Here is a 20,443-nt window from a genome sequence, read left to right as displayed (position 1 = left end):
ACTAGCACTAGAGAATCCTACATTTTCGGAGATTTCAGTTATATTGTATTTATCGCTCAAAAGAAGAGGGAGGCTCTTTTTTATGCGATAATTTAATAGGTATTCAAATGGAGTTTGACGAGTTGCCTTTTTAAAAAATCTACAGCACTCGCTTTTACTTATATTGCAACATTTCGCTATATCTTCTAGTGTTATTTTTTCTTTGTAATTACTATGTATAAAATCTAGTATTTTAGATAATCTCAAAACGTCATTTGAATTAACAAATTGTTTTTCTTGCAAAATACAGTCTATTTCAGTGAAAAATAGAGACCATATTTCACATAGTTTACTTTTCACCAATAATTCATAACAAGGCTTCTTCTCTTGAAATATATCGTTAGCCTCTAGAACTAGAGACATTATTTTTTTATGAGTTTTATTTTTGGAATCTAGAAAAAAAGAAGGACATTGACCGCCGTTTTCGATTATATCAATATATTTGGTTTTTATTAGACTTTCTTCATGTCCAAATATAAAATTAGATCTAAACATTAGTGCCAAAAAAGCACAATCTTTATTGTTGTAGCCTTTAGCTGTGTGTAGAGTATGAGAGTTTATAAACAGACCATCTCCCTTTTTCATCTCGTAAATTTTATCGTTTACTCTATATTCCATAGAACCCTCTAATATAACTGAGAAGGTCATTTCATAGTGCCAATGATAGTCTAGAAATCCATATTCATATGCGAATAAAGTGTTGTAATCAAAGTCGATTGGAAAAGTAAAATCACCGTATTTTTTCTTTTCTAAAAGGTTATCTGTTACAATTATTTTTCGTTTCATTTTATCACCTCAATTAATTACACCTCAATATTGTTATAGAAATTGATAAAATCCTTATAGATATAATCTATATTTTAAATTATACTTATAACATAAAGAATAAGCAAGTTATAAAAAAAATTATTCAAATATCAGAAATTTATTTGAAAAATTAAATTAAAATATTTAATTTAGTTAATTAAATATTGAAAATTATATAAATTTTTCAATATATATTAAAAAAATTAAAAATATGGAGGTTTTAATATGGATACTATTAAATTAAACGGTTACGATTTAACTTTAGAAGATTTGATGAAGGTTTGTAGATATGGCTACAAGGTTGAACTTACAGAAGAAGCAATAGAAAGAATAAAAACTGCAAGAGATATAGTAGACGATTTGGTCGAACAGGAAAAGGTTTCTTACGGGATAACAACTGGATTTGGAAAATTTTCTGATGTAGTAATATCTAAAAAGGATACTAGACAACTTCAAATAAATCTAATAAGAAGTCACGCTTGTGGTGTAGGGGATCCTCTAAGTGAAGAAATAGTAAGAGCTATGATGTTACTTAGAATAAACGCATTATCAAAGGGATATTCAGGCGTTAGACTTGAAACTTTACAAGTTTTAATCGATTTACTAAATGCAGGTGTTCATCCAATAGTTCCAGAAAAAGGTTCATTAGGATCTTCAGGGGACTTAGCTCCTCTATCTCATATGGTTTTAACTATGTTAGGAGAAGGAGAAGCAATATATCAAGGTGTTAGAATGCCTTCTAAGGAAGCTTTAGATAAAGCAGGAATAAAACCTCTAGAATATTTATCATCAAAAGAAGGTCTATCATTAAATAATGGTACTCAATGTATGACAGCAGTTGGAGCTATAACAGTTTACGATGCAATAAATTTAATGAAAACTGCAGATATAGCATTAGGACTTACAATGGAAGCTTTAAATGGTATAACTTGTGCTATGGACGAAAGAGTACACTTAGTAAGACCTCATAAAGGACAATTTAATACGGCTAAAAATGTATTAGCAATATTAGAAGGCAGCGAAATGACTACTGAACAAGGAGAGCTTAGAGTACAAGATTCTTATACTTTAAGATGTTCACCTCAAGTTCACGGTGGATGCAAGGATGCACTTGACTATGTAGTTAAGAAAATAGAAATAGAAATGAACTCAGTTACAGATAACCCAATAATATTCCCAGGTGAAAATCAAAAAATTATATCTGGTGGTAACTTCCACGGAGAACCAATGGCTCTTGCATTTGATTTCTTAGGTATAGCTTTATCAGAAATAGCCAACATATCTGAAAGAAGACTTGAAAAAATGGTAAATCCAGCGCTTAGTCACGGACTTCCAGCATTCTTAGTAAATGAAGGTGGAGTTAACTCAGGATTTATGATAGTACAATACAGTGCAGCTTCATTAGTTTCTGAAAACAAAGTTCTAGCACATCCTGCAAGTGTAGACTCAATACCATCTTCAGCAAACCAAGAAGACCACGTTTCTATGGGAACTATAGCATCAAGACATGCTAGAGATATATTAGATAACGCTAGAAAGGTTTTAGCTATGGAAATATTAGCTAGTGCACAAGCTATAGATCTAAGAGGAAAGAAAAAGCTAGGAAAAGGAACTGAAGAAGCTTATAGAATTATAAGAGAAAGAACTCCTTTTGTAGATAAAGATAGAATAATGTACACAGATATAAATATATGTGAAGATATTATAAAAGAAAATGTATTAGTTGAAGCTGTAGAAAAAGCTATAGGAAAAGAATTATTAGTAAGTGAAGAAATAGTTAGCGATTTAAAACTTTAATTAGTAGTTTAGGACTTTAAGGAGGAATTCGAATTGAGTAATAGAAACCAACAAATAAACGATGCATTGACTATAAAGCTCGATGTAATACCAGATAAAATACCACCATTTGAAGAAAATATAAGAAGGGCTCCAAGACGTGAAGCAAAATTGACAAACGCAGATATAAAATTAGCTCTTAAAAATGCCCTAAGATATATACCAGAAGAATACCATGAAATGTTAGCTCCAGAGTTTTTAGATGAATTATTGACTTATGGAAGAATTTATGGATATAGATTTAGACCAGAAGGTAAAATCTACGGAAAACCAATAGACGAATACAAGGGAAATTGTGTAGAAGGTAAAGCCTTCCAAGTTATGATAGACAACAACCTTGATTTTGATGTAGCACTTTATCCTTATGAATTAGTTACATACGGTGAAACAGGACAAGTTTTTCAAAACTGGATGCAATATCAGCTTACAAAAAAATACTTAGAAGTATTAACTCAAGATCAAACTCTAGTACTTCATTCAGGACATCCAGTGGGACTATTTAAATCTAAACCAGATGCACCTAGAGTAATACTTACAAACTCTCTAATGATAGGTATGTTTGACAACCAAGAAGAATGGAAGAGAGCGACTGCAATAGGTGTTGCCAACTACGGACAAATGACTGCAGGTGGTTGGATGTATATAGGACCACAAGGTATAGTTCATGGAACATATTCAACTATACTAAATGCAGGTAGATTAAAATTAGGTATACCTAAAGAAGGAAACTTAAAAGGAAAATTATTCGTAACTTCAGGTCTTGGCGGAATGAGTGGTGCTCAAGGTAAGGCTGTAGAAATAGCAGGTGGAGTAGGAATAATAGCAGAGGTAGACTACTCAAGAATAGAAACTAGATATACTCAAGGATGGGTTAGCAAGGTTACAGAAAGTCCAAAGGAAGCATTTGATTTAGCTAAGGTTGAACTTGAAAAGGGTGAGGCTTGTGCTATAGCCTTCCATGGAAATATAGTAGATTTACTTCAATACGCTGTGGATAACGACATACATATAGATTTATTATCAGACCAAACTTCTTGTCATGCTCCTTACGATGGTGGTTACTGTCCACAAGGAATAAGCTTTGAAGAGAGAACTGAGCTTCTTGCTCATGACAAGGAAAAATTCGTAGAGCTTGTAAATAAGACTTTATTAAAACATTTTGAATTAATAAAAACTCTACACGATAAAGGCGTATACTTCTTCGACTATGGAAACAGCTTCATGAAGGCTGTATACGACGCAGGTGGAAAAGAAATCTCTAAAAATGGAGTAGACGAAAAGGATGGATTTATATTCCCATCTTATGTTGAGGATATATTAGGACCACAATTATTCGACTTTGGATATGGACCATTTAGATGGGTTTGCCTAAGTGGAAAACGTGAAGACTTAATAAAGACAGATCATGCAGCTATGGAATGCATAGATCCAGATAGAAGATACCAAGATAGAGATAACTGGATATGGATTAGAGATGCTGAAAAGAACAATCTAGTAGTGGGAACTCAAGCTAGAATATTATACCAAGATGCTATGGGAAGAACTAATATAGCTCTTAAATTCAACGATATGGTAAGACGTGGAGAAATAGGTCCAGTTATGATGGGTAGAGATCACCACGACGTATCTGGTACTGACTCACCATTTAGAGAAACTTCTAATATAAAAGACGGAAGTAACATAATGGCAGATATGGCAACTCACTGCTTTGCTGGAAACTGTGCTAGAGGTATGAGCTTAGTAGCACTTCACAATGGTGGAGGAGTTGGAATTGGTAAATCTATAAATGGTGGATTTGGAATGGTTTTAGATGGATCTCAAAGAGTAGATGACATACTTAGAACTGCTATGCCTTGGGATGTTATGAGTGGTGTTGCGAGACGTGCTTGGGCTAGAAACGAAAATTCTATAGATACAGTAATAGAATACAATAAGATGTGTGAAGGCAAGGATCATATAACATTACCATTCTTAGTTGACGAAGATTTAATAGAAAAAACTGTTGGCGATAAACAATTTGAGTAAAAAATAGAAGCTTGTATAGAACAATAGAAGTTTGTATAAAACGATAAATTATAAATAGATAACTCATATAAATTTTAACTATAAACTCTAGCCTGATAAGCATAGCTTGTTGGGCTAGAACAATAATAAAATATTTAGACGAAATTTAAGGAGGATGTAGTAGTGGCGATAGTTCAATGTGTACCAAATTTTAGTGAAGGTAGAGACTTAGACAAAATAGAAAAAATAGTAAATCCTTTGAGAGGAAAAGAAGGCGTAAAATTATTAAATTACGAAGCTGACAAAAATTACAATAGATTAGTAGTTACAGTAATAGGAGAACCAGAAAAAGTTAAAAATGCAGTATTTGAAGCAATAGGTGTGGCTAGAGATGTTATAGATATGAATAATCACAAAGGCCAACATTCTAGATTTGGAGCAACTGATGTCTGTCCATTTATACCTATAAAGGGAATGGATATGAACGATGCTGTAAAAATAGCAAATGAACTTGGAGAAATGGTTGCAAGTAAGTACGAAATACCAGTATTTTTATATGAATGTGCTGCTACTAAGCCTGAAAGAGAAAATTTAGCTACGGTTAGAAAAGGTGAATATGAAGGATTAGATGAAAAATTAAAAGACCCTAATTGGATGCCAGATTACGGTCAAGCTAAAAAACACCCTACAGCAGGAGCAATAGCTATAGGAGCTAGAAGACCGCTTATAGCTTATAATATAAATTTAGACACTACAAATATAGAAATAGCTTCAAAAATAGCTAAGACAATTAGACATTCAAACGGTGGATATAGATATATAAAAGCAGGTCCAGTTGAAGTTCCAGAAAGAAATATGACTCAAGTTACAATGAATTTAACAGATTACACTAAGACTAGTATGTACAGAGCTTTCGAAGCAGTGAAGATGGAGGCTAGAAGATACGGTGTAAATGTAACTGGAAGTGAAGTTGTAGGATTATGCCCAATGGAGGCACTTGTAGATGTTGCAGCTTATTATTTAGGACTTGAAGATTTTACACTTGATAAGGTTTTAGAAACTAGTTTGATGGAATAAGGAGAATACGATGAAGGCTGATTTTATTTTAAAAAATATTGGAAAGCTAGTCACAATGGCGGGAGGTTCTTCTTTTAGAATAAAGGAAGAAATGAACAATATAGAAATACTTGAAAATGCCTATATAGCAGTAAAAGATGGAAAGATATTAGAAGTAGGTGTTGGTAGTGGATTTGAAAATTTAGTAGATAAAAACACTAAATTAGACGATGCAGAGGGACTTTTAGTCACTCCTGGTCTTATAGATTCGCATACTCATTTAATTCACGGGGGTTCTAGAGAAAATGAATTTTCTATGAAGTTAAATGGAGTTCCATACATAGAAATTTTAAATAGCGGTGGCGGAATTTTAAGCACTGTAAAAGCCACAAAAGAGGCATCTAAAGAGGCTTTATATCAAAAAGCTAAAAAGAGCTTAGATAGAATGCTAGAATTCGGTGTTACAACAGTAGAAGAAAAAAGTGGATATGGACTTGAATTAGAAACAGAAATAAAACAATTAGAAGTAGGTAAAATGCTAGATGAAGGTCATCCTGTGGATTTAGTACATACTTTTTTAGGAGCACATGCAGTTCCTGTTGAATACAAAGAAGACCACAAGGCTTATATAGATATATTAGTAGATGAGATGATGCCTAAGGTAAAGGAAATGGGTCTAGCAGAATTCTGCGATGTATTCTGTGAAGAAGGAGTATTTACTATAGAAGAAAGTGAATATATACTTCAAAAGGCGAAAGAAATGGGATACAAATTAAAAATCCATGCCGATGAAATAGAATCACTAGGTGGAGCAGAATTGGCAGCTAAATTAGGCTGTACATCAGCAGATCACCTTATGGCAGCAAGTGAAGAAGGCATAAAAATGATGTCTGAAAACAAGGTCGTAGCAAATATACTACCTGCAACTTCTTTTAATTTAAATAAAGACTATGCAGATTGCAGAAAAATGATAGATATGGGAGCAATAGTCAGCTTATCAAGTGACTACAACCCAGGAAGCTGTCCAAGCGAAAACCTACAGCTTGTAATGCAATTAGGTTGTCTACATCTTAAGATGACTCCTAATGAAGTCTTAACTGCAGTTACAATAAATGCAGCTTATGCACTAGATAGAGCTGATGAAATAGGTTCTTTAGAATTAGGTAAAAAAGCCGACTTTGTAGTGTTTGATGCTCCAAATGTAGAATACTTAATGTATCATTTTGGAATAAATCACACTAAACAAGTTTACAAAGAAGGAAAATTAGTAGTAGATAATAAAGTTGTCGTTTATTAATAATTTATACAGGAGGAGAACATATGAAATTAATAGATATGACTGTAACAGATTTTGCAAATGAAGTAGATTCAAATTCACCTGCACCAGGTGGAGGTTCTGTATCAGCACTTGCAAGTGATATAGGAGTAGGACTTGCTCGTATGATGGCTCATCTAAGCTTTGGAAAGAAAAAATTTGAAGCGTTAGACGATGCCACTAAAGCGGAGTTTAAATCTAGATTTGATAAATTAGGGGAAATAAGATCAGAACTATCTACATTAGTAGATAAAGATACTGAATCTTTTAATGAATTTATGAAGGCATTAAAAATGCCAAAAGAAACAGAAGAAGAAAAAACTTTAAGAGCTAAAGCAATGGAGGATGCAACAGTATTTTCAATCGAAGTTCCATATAAGACAGCATCACTTTCTCTAGAAGCTTTAAAAATACTAGACTTCTTAGTTGCTAATGGAAATCAAAATGCTATAACTGATATAGGTGTAGGTACTTTAATGCTATGCACAGGCTTAGAAGGAGCTATATTAAATGTAAAAGTCAATTTAATGGGGCTTGAAAACAAAGAGCTTCACGACAAATACAGTCAAGGTTGTAAAGAATTATTAGCTGAAGGTCATAAGATAAAAGACACTATAATTGCAGGTATACATAAACAATTAGATTAGATAAATTTAAAAAATAAAGGTATTGAGGTCGCTATATAGCAATTTCAATACCTTTTTAAATATAGGAAAGGGTAGCTAACTTAATTTGTAAGTTATATTTGTGGTTTATTTTTTTTGACCTTTTTAACCTTCTTTACAGTTTTTTTATTTGATGATTCAGTAGATGAGTTGTGTTTAGAATTTGAATTTTTGTGTTTAGATTTTTTAGAATTTATTTTATCTTGAATTTCTGCATCTGAAATTTTAGACATAATAGAATCTAATTTTTGTTGTTGAGTAGGATCTAAGAAATTTTTAAACTTAGAGACCACCTCTTCTTTACCTTTTAGATTTTTACCTATTTTTATAAGCTCTTCTAAAAGTTCGTCTTCAGACTTTCCTTGATAGCTGTTAGCTATGTTTTCTATTTTATTTTTATCAATATTTTTTTCTTTTGCGAAATTTTCTAATGTATCTTTGTCGACTTTATCGATTTTTTTATTGGATTTTTTCATGGATAACTCCTTTCTGAAATCTGTAAATAAATACGTATATATAATTTATATGATTTTATTTACGAGAGTTAATACTATATTTCTAAGAAAATTTAATATATTCATATTATATGAATTACATGTCAAAAAGTGAGAATAAATTATAGATGTCAATAAAATATAATATATAAATAATTTAAAACATAATATTAGATATAGATGTTAATTAGGAACATTAATAATTGAATAATCATATTTTAAATATATGTGAAGATATTGTAGTGATTATACCTATTATAAAAGGGGTGACTCCTATTGAACAATTTATTGTTGATACTTGGACTTTTAGCTCTCAGCAATGGAAATATATCTTTGTTCGGCAATAAGGATATGAATTCATCTGATAATAGTTTATTAATAGATAAAAAAGAAAATAAAAAGTCGTCTTCAAAAAGAAAAAATATAGATAAAAATCAAAAGAGCGATTTATCTAATTCAAAGGGCAAAAAAATAAGAAAGATAAAAAAGATAAAGAAAAATTCAAAACCTAAATCTCAAAGTAAAAAAAATACCTTAAATTACAATATGGAGGATGTAAAAAAAGGTATAAATCTAATGGATTTGAGTGAAGAGGATTTAGATAGGGGAATGGAAATAATCGCGAGAACTAAAAAATATATGTCTCCAGATGAACGAAAAATGCTTATAAAAATGGAGAGCGTGCTAGATTTAGTCAAGGGTATAAAAAAATTAAATGATGTATATATACTAGAAAAAGAAGATGAAAGTGAATTTTTTAGAAGCATGGACGAAGAGGATAAAAAAAATATGATGATTAAAGAGATTTTAGAGGTGTTCCCAGAAAAGAGAAAAGAATCTCTAGAAAAAGCCATAGATATGAAAAAGAAAATAGATTTATTTGCAGAATTATTTTTGCCAGAAAGCGATGAAGAGGGTGGATTTTCGTTGAGTTCTCTAGCCGATATCGGAAATTTGGGAAGCGTAAATAATATTAAATTATTGGGAAGCCTTCTAAGAGGAGATGATTTAGAGGAAGAATATAATTATAACGACACTCAATATTATGAATATAACGAAGATAGTGATAACGAAAATGAATAACAGATTAGTTGAAAATTTCAATCGTAAAGCAAATATAGAATATTAAATTATATTTACATAGAAAATGTCAAAAAATGCTTTTGAAAAATTTTCTAAAATTACCACGTAAAAAGACTTTAAATTATTTTAGTTTTGTTATATAATAAGTATATAAAAATCCTGAGGCATACGAGTGGTAACCTTTAAATTCAACCGACAAAAATTTTACGGGAGACAGTCGTTAGGTAGCGGAGTGATTGCATCTTATATTTATATAAGAAATTGGAACCTATCTACAGGTCACCCACCTGGGAGGATTCTCGGGACTGAATTTGCAGGTCCTACGGTGTTTTGGGATTTTATTTTTTATTATGAAATCTCTAGCTAGACATTATTGTCTAGCTTTTTTTAGTTTAAAAACGAAATTTATTTTATTGAGAACAAAAGATAAAAATTTTGCATATTATTTATTATATTATATGAAAACGAATCATATAATATATATACACTATTAGGGGGACTTAAATATGCAAGATCTTAAAAAAAGTAAAAGAAAAATGAATGCAAACCAAATGACAAATCCATTTTTGTCAAATGAAGAAGCTATAGATAAAGATACATGTGATGATTTATCAAGAGGATGCAATAAACCTAATAATAATTGCCCAAAACCTTGTCCAAAAGAATGTGAGCAACATAATCCATGTAAACCATGTAATTCACATTCACATGACCATGACTGTCATCATGACTGCCATAATCACAAATGTGAACCTTGCCAGATTGAAACAGGTATGGATTGTGTAAAAAATCCTTGCTCAAATGATGAGTGTTGTTCACCTTTAAATTTATCTAGATTTAACACTGCAAATGCAGTACCTTTTGCAATAGAAACTAATAGAGTTTTTGACACTATGCAATTCCAAATTTTCCAAGATGCGAGCGCTTCTGATGGCTCACAATTGTATTTCATATACGATGTAGAAAGCGTAAATGGAAATATCCCAACAGGTGGATTTGTATCAGTAAAAATCGACGAAGTATGCTTTGATTTTTCAGAAATAGAAATAACTCCAGGAAATGTAACTTTAGAAGGATTTACAGTACATCCTGTAGAACCTGAAGAAACATTATGTGAATCTACTTTTGAATCATTTGTATGTGGCGAAAGAAATGCATTCTGTTGTGCTCAAGGAAGAGGTACTCCATCTAAATTCAGAGAAAGAGGACTACAAGTAGAAGTAAGCGATTTAGTTTTAACATTGAGAGGACATTGTGGATGTACACAAATTACAATAAGCGCTATACCAGCATTTATGGATTCTCAAGGAAATTTAGTTCAATGCAACTCTGTTGGATTTAGATTTAATACTTTAGCTGCTCCTATTTGCATACCATCAAGTGGAATGGGAATTACTTTAAGACAAAATTATCAAACAAAATTATCTGTAAGCTGTGTAAGCAATGCAAATGTACAAAAAAATTGTGTAGAAGGAAATGCAAATTATACAGTAAATATACCAGGCGGTATAGATTTAATTCTTTGTGTACAAGAAATAGTAAGTATATTAAGAGGAGAACAAATAGTTGTATTAGGATCTTCTACTCCTATAACACCAAGAGTTGTAGATACATTCTCTAGAGTTTGTGATTTTACATCTTGTGGAGATAAAGCTATGTCATCAAATCAAAATAACAATAGTCACAGTGGCTGTGGATGCAATAGATAATATTTGGAAAATAATTTTAGATTAAATTTAAGAGGTCTTTTATCGGGACCTCTTTTTTGATGGCTTTAAAAATTTAAAATCCTAAAAACGAAATTTCTCCATTTGTTATAAATAAGTTGGACTCACTACAAGATAAATCTTTTTCGTAATTAGATAAAAATTTACTTCTCAGAAATTCTAGATAAACGCTATTTGTATCTAAAGTCGGTTCACTCCATGAAGCTCCATTGTCTGTAGAATAGCAAGTGTACAATTTATTTAAGTGGATCCACATTAAAAACAGTTTATTTTCATCTACAGTAAATGATGGGTACATGAAAATGGAGTATTTAGCGATATCTGTCGATAGAAATTTTTTAAATAGATTATTTTCGATAATGCCTCTTATATATTCGATACAGTAGGTGTTGTTGACCTCATAACAATACGTTATATGTACGAAATTATCTTTTACAATTACGTCCATATACAGCTTATTTCTTTTAGTATCGGTAATTTGAATCGGATTGGACCATGTGTGGCTTAAATTATCGAATATACAACAGAAAATTTCTTCTGTGTTATCCACCATATTAAAATAAAAAATAATAGGTGAATTTTCGATAAATACGACTTTGTACTCGTTTAAAATAAGGTGATTTATAAAGTCAATTTTTTGTTCGTACCAAGAATTATTCTCTTTATACATATGAAATAGAGCTGTAGTATTGCTTTCTTGAATTTCATATACATAATAGAAAATATGTATGGTTTTACCTATCTTCTTAAAATAAGGATAGCACATTCTAAACTTCTGAAAGTCGAATTTTAAGGTATCTTCTATAGAAAAGGTGAAGCTATTTTTACAGCACTTTATTATTTTTAAGTTGTCAAAGCAAAGTACACCGTAAATATCGTCTTCTTCATCTATAGAAAAGCTGAACATCGTAAAATCTTTGATATAATTTTCTAATATATTTATATTTTTTATAAGACTTCTATCTATATCGTAGTATTTGTAAAAAAGACCATTTTCACAGTAAAAGTAGAAAATATTTTTATCTGAACGTCTAATTGTATATGAATAATCGTTTATAAAGCTCATAAAATCTCTCCTCAAAAAAATTTTTCAATATATCTAATTTACAGAGTTGAGTTTTTTTAATGAAGTAATTAGAGATATTGTATGTAGTAAAGTGGTAAATACGGCTATAGCGGTTACCACGTATATATAAGCGTATATATTTAAGCTTGGAATAGGTAGTAAAAAATACAGAAAAATTAATTGAATTACTGCGCCTAAGATATTATTAAAGCTGGAAATTAACTCTTTTTTAATTCCATGCAATATAGCCGATAACGTTTGATTTAAGGATAAAAAAATAGGTGCAAGAAACATAGCTTTTAAGTAAATACCAGCAGTTTCATTTTTAAATACTAAGGTACATAGTGGACCTCCAAAAAAGTAAAATAAAAACGAACATGATATTCCAAAAAACAGCGTCAATCCTATTGAAAAAATAATTTTTTTAATTAAAACTTTATTGCTTTTTAGCGCGACTTCTCCAGAGATGCTTGGAATTAAATTTACAACTAGAGCTGATCCTACAGAAAATGGTAAATAAACAAATGGCATAACCATACCGCTTATAATACCGTAAGCACCTAACGCCTCTGAATAAGTCATATTAGCCAAAAGTAATCGAGAAGGTATAATAATAGAGCTTATCGATTGCAATATAATACTTGTCATTCTGTTACATGTTATAGGAACTGATCTTTTTAAAGTCTCTGTGGATGCTTTTTTAAAGTCCTTCATGTTAATAGTGTATTTGTTGTAGATATTAGAATCTTTATATAGATTTATCGTTATGAATATTATATTTACTGTTTCGCCTATTGAAATAGCTAGAAGGGCGCTGTAGCAAATTATACTTTCGTTTTTTATGTAGTAAAAAACTAGTACTAAAAATAAAATTCTAGATATTTGCTCTAGCACCTGACCTATTGCAGGTACTACAACTTTTTTTATACCGTAGAAATAGCTCCTAAGCACGTTTGAAATAGTAATTAAAACTACGGCGGGACATACCGCTAAAATAAATAAATTTAAGTTAGAGTTGTGTAAAAATTTTTGCGCTAGAAAATGGCTGTTTAACGATACGAACACTGAAATGAAAAAAGCTATGAAAAAAGCTATGTACAACGTTGATATAAAATATGTATTTGTTCCTTTTTTATTTTTTAATGTATTTGTAGTAGATATAAAGCAGCTTAAAGCTGTTGGGATTCCCGTAGTAGTCAGTGCCACACATATCATCAGAAAGTTAAATACTATATGGTATATTCCAAGGCCCTGCTCTCCAATTACGTTGGACAGAAAAATTTTATATATAAATCCTAAACCTCTTACAATTATATTGGAAATTGACAGGATGATAGTAGCTAATAAAAGATTTGGAATTTTTATCAAAAAAATCACCTCCTATGGTTAATATCTATTCTTAGGAGGTTAAAATCATTCTTATATTTTATTAAATACAGGATTCATCTTGTCGAAGGTACAGACGTAATTAAACCCTATTTCCTTCAAATAATCGTAGATGTATTTGAAATTACAAGCCAAAAATCCAGTGTGATGTCCATCGGAGCCAGTAGTTATTATTTCGCCGCCTAGCTCTTTATATAGCTTGATGATTTTTCGAGATGGAGTTAAATCTGGAAGGTTGTACTTAAAGCAAGAGGTATTGACTTCGATACCCTTTCCATCGTAAATAGCCTGTTTTAAAATTTCTGTGATTATATCTATAAAATAGTCGTCATCTAAAATCTCGTCATATGGACCGTATCTTTTTACCAAGTCTAGATGACCTAAAATATTGTAGGATTTAAAATTTTTTACAATATTTAAAAATTCTCTATAGTAGATATCGTAAGCTTCATAGGCGTCTTTATCCTCGAAAAAATCATTGTAATATAAATCCATTCTATCTATAGCGTGTTGAGAGCATATTACAAAATCAAAGGGGTATTTTTTTACATCGTCTGCACATTTTCCAAATAACTGCTTTTGAAGACCAAATTCAATCCCCTTTTTAATAGTTATTTTATCCTTATATTTTTCAATATAGTAATTTAAGCTCTCAAAGTATTTATCGTAATCTACAACAAAATGATCCATATATTTTATATCGTAATCCACATGGTCTGTAAAACAAATCTCTTTTAAATTTAAATCTATAGCTCTTAAGATCATTTCCTCCATAGATGATTTGCCGTCTGGAGAAAAATTAGAGTGTATATGATAATCTGCGTACATAAACTTTTTACCTTTCTAAATAAATTAGTATATAATATATACATATTAAATATATCAGAGGAAAAAATTAGCATCAATATATAGCTAGATAAAATTTAAAATAAATATACAGATATAGAGGTAAAAAATGGATAAATATAAATTAGAGTTAAATAAGAGTAGCAGTAAATATTTACAAATTTATAATTTTATAAAGCAGTTAATTATAAGTGGTGAAATAAAAGAACATGAAAAATTACCTCCAATTCGTAAATTAGCAGATTACATGGGGGTCAACAATGCTACAATAGTAAAGGTCTATGAATTGCTTGAAAATGAAGGATACGTCTATAAAATTGTGGGAAGTGGTACTTTCGCTTCAAATATAAAATTAAAGAAGAAAAAAAGTGTAAAAAGAGAGGGATTGATACATTTTGACAGTGGGAATCCTTCTGCAGATATGTTTCCTATCGAAGACTATAAAAAAGCCATAAATATGGCTTTAGAGAGAGATGGCTCTACTATATTTGACTACGATGAAGGTAAGGGATCTAAAGAGCTCAGAGAAGAAATTAGTAAATATTTGAGAGAAAAACAAATAAATACAGATAAGGAAAATATACAAATTATTTCAGGTGCACAACAGGGAATTGATATAGTCTGCAAAGGTCTTATAAATTATTCAGATGTTGTATTTGTTGAGGAACCGACATATAATGGTGCATTAGAGGTTTTTAAAAGTAGAGGAGCTAAGGTAATATCTATACCTATGCTAGACGATGGTATAGACATAGGAATTTTAAAGCTAAAGCTCGAAAAAATAAAGCCTAAATTGATGTATGTTATGCCTAATTTTCAAAATCCAACAGGTATATCTTACTCAGCTTATAAAAAAAGAAAATTAATAGAGTTGTCAGAGGAGTATGATTTTTATATACTAGAAGATGATTTCATAAGTGATTTTCCATTTGACTCAGAGGATAATCGTCCATTAAAGAGCTATGACAATAATGATAGAGTAATTTATATAAAGAGTTTTTCAAAAATTTTAATGCCAGGTCTTAGAATAGGTATAGTAGAAATACCTATGGAGCTTCAATCTAAAATTCTTTGGGCGAAATATTCTTCTGATATTTCAACACCGGGTTTAATACAAAAGTCTATGTACTACTACATGAGTTGTTTTAACTGGGAGGAATATCTAGATAATATAAGCAGAATTTATTACGAAAAATACAGCTTGGCAAAGAAATTAATAGATGAAAAGCTAGGTGAAAAATTGAAGGTAAGAAATGCTGTGGGAGGTATTAATTTCTTTTTAGAGCTTCCAAGGGGATACTCAGCCAACGATTTTTACAATTTTATTTTAGAAAAAGGTGTTATAATTACACCTGGAACGTATTTCTTTGATAATATAATGGATGACAGATATTTTAGAATAAACGTTGCAAATGCATCCTTAGATGATATTAGAGAAGGAATATCTATAATAGGTGAAAATTTAGATGACTTTTTTAGCAATTACAAAGAGAGAAATAATTTGAGAAGTAATAAAATATTTTATTAGTAGAAATATTATAATAAAAACAAAAAAATTAAGTAAAGGAGAAGCCAAAAACGAAATTTTATGGGTATTTGGCGAGAATAAATATGTTTGATCAAAAGAAAATAGATAGAATTAACGAGCTTGCGAGAAAAAATAAAACAGAAGAAGGCTTGACACCAGAAGAAATAAAAGAAAGAGATGCTTTGAGAAAAGAGTACTTAGCTAACTTTAGAGCTAATTTTAGAGCTAGACTAGAAAATATAGAAGTAGTGTCACCAGAAGAATACGAAAGACGTATGAAGGCGAAGAAAAAGAACTAGAAATTTATCAAGTAAATGGGGGAATTTAAAATGGAACTTAAATATGAGCTAAGAAATGGATGGAAAGTCATAGATGAAATGAACAATATGAAGGATTTGATGCAGTACTCTGATGAATATATGGATTTTCTAAACAAAGGAAAAACAGAGAGAAGATGTGTCAAGGAAATAGAAAACTTAGCTATAAAAAAGGGATTTAAACCGTTAGAAGAGTTAAGTGAAGTAAAGCCTGGAGATAAAATATACTGCATAAATAGAAATAAAAATATAGCTCTATTTATAATAGGGAAAAAAGATATAGAAAAAGGATTGAGAATAGTAGGAAGTCATATAGATTCACCTAGATTAGATTTAAAACCAAATCCACTATACGAAGACGATAACATGGGATATTTTAAAACTCACTACTACGGTGGGATAAAAAAATACCAATGGGTTACAATACCTCTTGCACTTTATGGAGTAGTTGTATTAAAGGATGGAAGTAGTGTTGAAATAAGTATAGGAGACGAAGAAAACGACCCTGTATTCTGCGTGACAGACTTACTTCCTCACCTAGCAGCTAAACAAAAACAAAAAACTCTAGCAGATGGTATAGAAGGAGAAGACTTAAACGTATTAATAGGAAGTATTCCAGATGAAAACGAAGAAAAAGATAAAGTTAAATCTAATATTTTAAAATTACTAAATTCAAAATACAACTTAGTAGAAGAGGACTTCATAAGTGCAGAAATCGAAGTCGTTCCAGCTGGAAAAGCTAGAAACGTTGGATTTGATAGTTCTATGATATTATCATATGGACACGACGACAGAGTTTGTTCATTTGCAGCTGTAAAGGCAATACTTGATACTGAAAATCCAGAGTACACAGTATCAGCATTTTGTGCAGATAAAGAAGAAACAGGTTCTGAAGGTAATACAGGTATGCATTCAAGATTTTATGAAAATACAGTAGCAGAATTGATAAACCTACAAACAACTTACTCAGATTTAAAATTGAGAAGAGCATTTTCAAATTCTAAGGTTTTATCAGCTGACGTAAATGCAGGATACGATCCAAATTACTCTTCTGTATACGAAAAAAACAACTCTTGCCATGTGGGCTGTGGGGTATGTATATCTAAGTACACAGGAGCAAGAGGAAAAAGCGGCACAAGTGATGCAAATGCTGAATTTGTCGGTGAAATAAGAAGTATATTTAACGAAGCAAATGTAGTATGGCAAAGTGGTGAATTAGGTAAGGTCGATGAGGGTGGCGGCGGAACTATAGCCTATATCCTAGCTAATTACAATGCACAGGTTTTAGACTGTGGAGTTGGGGTTTTAAGCATGCATGCACCATATGAAATAATATCAAAGGCTGATATATTTGAAATGTACAGAGGATATAAAGCATTTTTTAATAAATAAAATTTAAAGATTTATATATAAAAACGGCGTTTTTTACGTCGTTTTTTATTTTGCTATTGTTTTGTAAATTAGATATTTATTTTAACAAATGATATAAAATTTCTATTTTATATAGATAAAACCCATTATATACGATAAAGTTGTTGATTTATAAGGGGTATTTGGTATATTATTAAAATAAGGGTATTAGTTACAAAATTTTAATTTAATATAGATTTATATGACAAAAATATTACAAGTATTAAAAAAATGTTTTTTTTATGCGTAAATATGTATAATATAAATAAATTGTATATATGTTGTACCTATAAAATGAAAGGAGGGAGAGCATATGAAAATTATGAAAAAATTAATTTTAACGATAATGCTATTGACATTCTTAGTTGGATGTTCAAATTCAAATATAAATTCTAAAAAACCTTCAAAAGAAGCTATAGAAAAAAATACAATGACAAAGGTTCAAAACGATGTAAATGTAATTATGGATAAGGATTACGATTATGTTTTAAAAAACATGGGTAAACCTTACAGTACAGTTTATTCATTAAATGTAGATGATATAGATGCTTTTAAAGATTTAGAAAAAATGAAAAATGTGGATAATATAAAGGTTTTGAGTAAAGGTCTAGTATATCCTAAGTACACTTCGGATTATAAATTTTCTGGAAGTGCTATTTATATAGGCTTAAAAGATGATAAGGTCAATAGAGTTGAAACCTGCGATTTTAAAAATTTTGATATATCTCAGGTAAAAGATAAAAATGCAAATGTTGAAATTTTAAAATATGAAGAATACGACAGCTTAGATAATAAAAGTATTGATGAGGACAGCTTAAAGAGTTATATAGGCAAGGAAAAAAGCAGTATATCGAATATAACTAAGCACAAACAATGTCAGTATAATATTTATGCGGATATAAAAGAGGATATAACTATAGAAGCCTACCGCATGCAAAATAATGAGTTTTTTGTAGTAGTATTTGATGATAATTCCATTGTGTATATAGACAAAGCTAGTTATTCAAATTTATTATCAAACTTAGAAAAGGAAATTAATTAGAAATTTAAAATGATGCTATTTCAGAATTTAATATTTTGAAATAGCATTTTTTTGACAACACATAATTAATTTTATATGATATACTTAAAAATGTTTTTAAAAAATAAGAAAATCTTTATTTTAAAGATCCATAATGTAGATTTTCTTGAAACACATATACGGAAATTATATCTATCCATAATTTAAAAATGAATATAATTTCCTATGTGTTATAAAATATTAGTGCCCAAGATTTATATTAAAAATAATAAATTATTTTGATGGTTTTTATACATCAAAAAAAGGAGACGTATATTATGAGTAGTAATAAAAAAGTAGATCTTGAAGAGGAAATTATAAAAAAATCTTTTGAGCTTTTTTTAGTTAATGGATATGAAAAGACTACTATCAGACAAATTGCAGAGGCAGTTGGAATTGGTAGAGGTCATTTATATTATTATTTTAAAAAGAAGGAAGATATTTTGCTCTTTATATATAAAAAAATACTCAATAAGATTTACGAGTTAATAAGTAATCATGATATGAATGATACAGAGCTTTTATTAAATTACGCTATAACACAATGTCTGTATACTTATACTATAGTTAAATATGAAAATTTATTTAGAATATATATAGAAGCATCAAAGGTTCCTGTTATCAAAAAGGAATATGTAAATATATTGATAGACTTATTTAAGAAAAAAGCTGCAGAAACTCATTATAAAGTCGATGAAAAAGATATCTATATAAGTGTAGCTGTGGGCTGTGCAGGAGAAGAAGAGCTACTTAGAAGATATTACAATAAGGATATAGAATTAGATATAGAAGATATTATAAAATCAGTAATATCAACTAGACTTATCTTATTAAATATTATCGAAAAAAAGGAAGTAGATGAGATTGTAGATAATGCAATAAATATAGCAAATAAGTTGGATATAGATGGTTTTTTAGATAGCTTCGATATATTTTTGCACAAGATTTAAGAGGTGTTTTATGAACAAAATTATTTTTGTAGTTATTTGTATTCTTATAGCATTTTATTTTTTTATAAAATACAATGTAAATACATTGGAGACAAAAGAATATATAATCCAAAATGAAAAAATTCCAAAGGAATTCGACGGATACAATATAGTTCAAGTATCAGATTTGCATAGCAAATCTTTTGGAAAAAACAATGAAAAATTATTAAAAAAAATATCACAGTTAAAACCAGATATAGTCGTAATCACGGGAGATTTAGTTGATGGAGAAAGTAATAACTACAGTGTAGCATTGGATTTTATGAGAAAACTCGTAGAATCATATAGAGTTTATTATATAATAGGCAATCACGAACAAAAGGCTTTAATTAAAAAATACAAAGAGGAGTACAAAGAAATCTATTTCAATAGATTATACGAAATGGATTTTATAAATCTAGACAACCAAAAGGTAGAAATACAAAGGGGAAGCTCGAAGATAAATCTATACGGTTTGACAGTTCCATATAGCTGCTATAAGTATTTATTTCAGAGAGGAGAAAATACCGATATAGATAAAAATTTCTTAGTGAAATCTCTTGGAAAGTTAGATAGAAATCAGTACAATATACTACTATCACATACACCTTTTTATTTTGAAGAATATGAAAAATGGGGTGCAGATTTAACTCTATGTGGACATGTACATGGAGGAATAATTAGATTGCCTTTTGTAGGTGGTTTGTTATCGCCAAATAGACAGTTTCTACCTAAGTACGACTTAGGTAAATATATAAAAAATAAATCTACTATGATTGTAAGTAAAGGCCTTGGTGGTTCAAAGGTATTGATTAGAATAAACTGCAAACCAGAGG

General features: G+C 30.0%; 17 protein-coding genes, 1 other RNA gene and 1 pseudogene. 14 read left to right on the top strand and 5 right to left on the bottom strand.

From position 1 onward, the window contains the following. The coding region (locus MR593_RS10410) for an AraC family transcriptional regulator (protein ID WP_290692594.1) at nt 1-825 on the bottom strand (825 nt) is incomplete at its 3' end. 246 nt (nt 826-1,071) lie between these two features. Here MR593_RS10410 and hutH point away from each other — a divergent pair. From hutH to MR593_RS10385, 5 genes are all read left to right on the top strand, one after another. Then, on the top strand, nt 1,072-2,643 hold the full coding sequence (gene hutH, locus MR593_RS10405) for a histidine ammonia-lyase (protein WP_290692592.1): 1,572 nt from the start codon (nt 1,072-1,074) through the stop codon (nt 2,641-2,643). Nucleotides 2,644-2,676: 33 nt separating this feature from the next. After that, nucleotides 2,677-4,707 (top strand): urocanate hydratase, encoded by a 2,031-nt coding sequence (locus tag MR593_RS10400; protein ID WP_290692590.1) that lies wholly within the window; start codon nt 2,677-2,679, stop codon nt 4,705-4,707. Nucleotides 4,708-4,869: 162 nt separating this feature from the next. Then, entirely contained in the window at nt 4,870-5,763 is an 894-nt protein-coding gene (gene ftcD / locus MR593_RS10395) for a glutamate formimidoyltransferase (protein ID WP_290692588.1), read from the top strand. A gap of 10 nt (nt 5,764-5,773) precedes the next feature. Further along, entirely contained in the window at nt 5,774-7,039 is a 1,266-nt protein-coding gene (gene hutI, locus MR593_RS10390) for an imidazolonepropionase (protein WP_290692586.1), read from the top strand. A 23-nt stretch (nt 7,040-7,062) separates the two neighbouring features. Further along, a complete protein-coding gene (locus tag MR593_RS10385) occupies nt 7,063-7,704 on the top strand; it encodes a cyclodeaminase/cyclohydrolase family protein (RefSeq protein WP_290692584.1) in 642 nt (213 codons plus the stop codon). Between the two features lie 92 nt (nt 7,705-7,796). Here the strand turns inward: MR593_RS10385 and MR593_RS10380 are convergent, their stop codons facing one another. Further along, complete coding sequence (locus MR593_RS10380) at nt 7,797-8,198, bottom strand: hypothetical protein (RefSeq protein WP_290692583.1); 402 nt, start codon at nt 8,196-8,198, stop codon at nt 7,797-7,799. Between the two features lie 294 nt (nt 8,199-8,492). Here MR593_RS10380 and MR593_RS10375 point away from each other — a divergent pair. From MR593_RS10375 to MR593_RS10365, 3 genes and pseudogenes are all read left to right on the top strand, one after another. Then, nucleotides 8,493-9,296: pseudogene (locus tag MR593_RS10375) on the top strand (hypothetical protein); the annotation flags it as partial. A gap of 156 nt (nt 9,297-9,452) precedes the next feature. Continuing rightward, nucleotides 9,453-9,640: non-coding RNA, 6S RNA (ssrS, locus tag MR593_RS10370), on the top strand. A 165-nt stretch (nt 9,641-9,805) separates the two neighbouring features. Continuing rightward, nucleotides 9,806-11,008 (top strand): hypothetical protein, encoded by a 1,203-nt coding sequence (locus MR593_RS10365; protein WP_290692581.1) that lies wholly within the window; start codon nt 9,806-9,808, stop codon nt 11,006-11,008. Between the two features lie 73 nt (nt 11,009-11,081). On the opposite strand, the gene MR593_RS10360 is transcribed toward MR593_RS10365, so the two are convergent. Genes MR593_RS10360 through MR593_RS10350 form a run of 3 tightly spaced genes read right to left on the bottom strand, consistent with a single transcriptional unit; the run spans nt 11,082 to nt 14,306 of the window. Further along, nucleotides 11,082-12,092, bottom strand: coding sequence for a sialidase family protein (locus tag MR593_RS10360; RefSeq protein ID WP_290692580.1), 1,011 nt, complete (start codon nt 12,090-12,092; stop codon nt 11,082-11,084). Nucleotides 12,093-12,125: 33 nt separating this feature from the next. Beyond that, a complete protein-coding gene (locus MR593_RS10355; RefSeq protein WP_290692598.1) occupies nt 12,126-13,457 on the bottom strand; it encodes a polysaccharide biosynthesis protein in 1,332 nt (443 codons plus the stop codon). A gap of 54 nt (nt 13,458-13,511) precedes the next feature. Next, nucleotides 13,512-14,306, bottom strand: coding sequence for a histidinol-phosphatase HisJ family protein (locus MR593_RS10350; RefSeq protein WP_290692578.1), 795 nt, complete (start codon nt 14,304-14,306; stop codon nt 13,512-13,514). A gap of 127 nt (nt 14,307-14,433) precedes the next feature. On the opposite strand from MR593_RS10350, the gene pdxR reads away from it, so the two are divergent. The 6 genes from pdxR to MR593_RS10320 all read left to right on the top strand — a co-directional run. Further along, entirely contained in the window at nt 14,434-15,852 is a 1,419-nt protein-coding gene (pdxR, locus tag MR593_RS10345) for a MocR-like pyridoxine biosynthesis transcription factor PdxR (RefSeq protein WP_290692576.1), read from the top strand. An 83-nt stretch (nt 15,853-15,935) separates the two neighbouring features. Further along, entirely contained in the window at nt 15,936-16,151 is a 216-nt protein-coding gene (locus tag MR593_RS10340) for a DUF896 domain-containing protein (RefSeq protein WP_290692596.1), read from the top strand. Nucleotides 16,152-16,181: 30 nt separating this feature from the next. Beyond that, the gene (locus tag MR593_RS10335; protein WP_290692574.1) at nt 16,182-17,561 is read left to right on the top strand and encodes an aminopeptidase; all 1,380 of its coding nucleotides are present in this window, start codon (nt 16,182-16,184) and stop codon (nt 17,559-17,561) included. A gap of 331 nt (nt 17,562-17,892) precedes the next feature. Next, nucleotides 17,893-18,621, top strand: coding sequence for a hypothetical protein (locus MR593_RS10330; protein ID WP_290692572.1), 729 nt, complete (start codon nt 17,893-17,895; stop codon nt 18,619-18,621). 296 nt (nt 18,622-18,917) lie between these two features. Next, on the top strand, nt 18,918-19,589 hold the full coding sequence (locus MR593_RS10325; protein ID WP_290692571.1) for a TetR/AcrR family transcriptional regulator: 672 nt from the start codon (nt 18,918-18,920) through the stop codon (nt 19,587-19,589). Nucleotides 19,590-19,599: 10 nt separating this feature from the next. Then, nucleotides 19,600-20,443, top strand: an 844-nt coding sequence (locus MR593_RS10320) for a metallophosphoesterase (RefSeq protein ID WP_290692569.1), incomplete at its 3' end; no start/stop codon positions are given.

The organism is Intestinibacter sp., from assembly GCF_022780145.1.
In the GTDB taxonomy this organism is placed as follows: Bacteria; Bacillota; Clostridia; order Peptostreptococcales; family Peptostreptococcaceae; genus Intestinibacter.
This window is presented reverse-complemented; position numbering and strand designations above follow the sequence as displayed.

Bases quoted from the DNA above. Each gene is read 5' to 3' on its own strand.
- hutH (WP_290692592.1), top strand. From the start codon at position 1,072: ATGGATACTATTAAATTAAACGGTTACGATTTAACTTTAGAAGATTTG.
- hutI (WP_290692586.1), top strand. From the start codon at position 5,774: ATGAAGGCTGATTTTATTTTAAAAAATATTGGAAAGCTAGTCACAATG.
- MR593_RS10385 (WP_290692584.1), top strand. From the start codon at position 7,063: ATGAAATTAATAGATATGACTGTAACAGATTTTGCAAATGAAGTAGAT.
- MR593_RS10380 (WP_290692583.1), bottom strand. From the start codon at position 8,198: ATGAAAAAATCCAATAAAAAAATCGATAAAGTCGACAAAGATACATTA.
- MR593_RS10365 (WP_290692581.1), top strand. From the start codon at position 9,806: ATGCAAGATCTTAAAAAAAGTAAAAGAAAAATGAATGCAAACCAAATG.
- MR593_RS10360 (WP_290692580.1), bottom strand. From the start codon at position 12,092: ATGAGCTTTATAAACGATTATTCATATACAATTAGACGTTCAGATAAA.
- MR593_RS10350 (WP_290692578.1), bottom strand. From the start codon at position 14,306: ATGTACGCAGATTATCATATACACTCTAATTTTTCTCCAGACGGCAAA.
- pdxR (WP_290692576.1), top strand. From the start codon at position 14,434: ATGGATAAATATAAATTAGAGTTAAATAAGAGTAGCAGTAAATATTTA.
- MR593_RS10340 (WP_290692596.1), top strand. From the start codon at position 15,936: ATGTTTGATCAAAAGAAAATAGATAGAATTAACGAGCTTGCGAGAAAA.
- MR593_RS10335 (WP_290692574.1), top strand. From the start codon at position 16,182: ATGGAACTTAAATATGAGCTAAGAAATGGATGGAAAGTCATAGATGAA.
- MR593_RS10330 (WP_290692572.1), top strand. From the start codon at position 17,893: ATGAAAATTATGAAAAAATTAATTTTAACGATAATGCTATTGACATTC.
- MR593_RS10325 (WP_290692571.1), top strand. From the start codon at position 18,918: ATGAGTAGTAATAAAAAAGTAGATCTTGAAGAGGAAATTATAAAAAAA.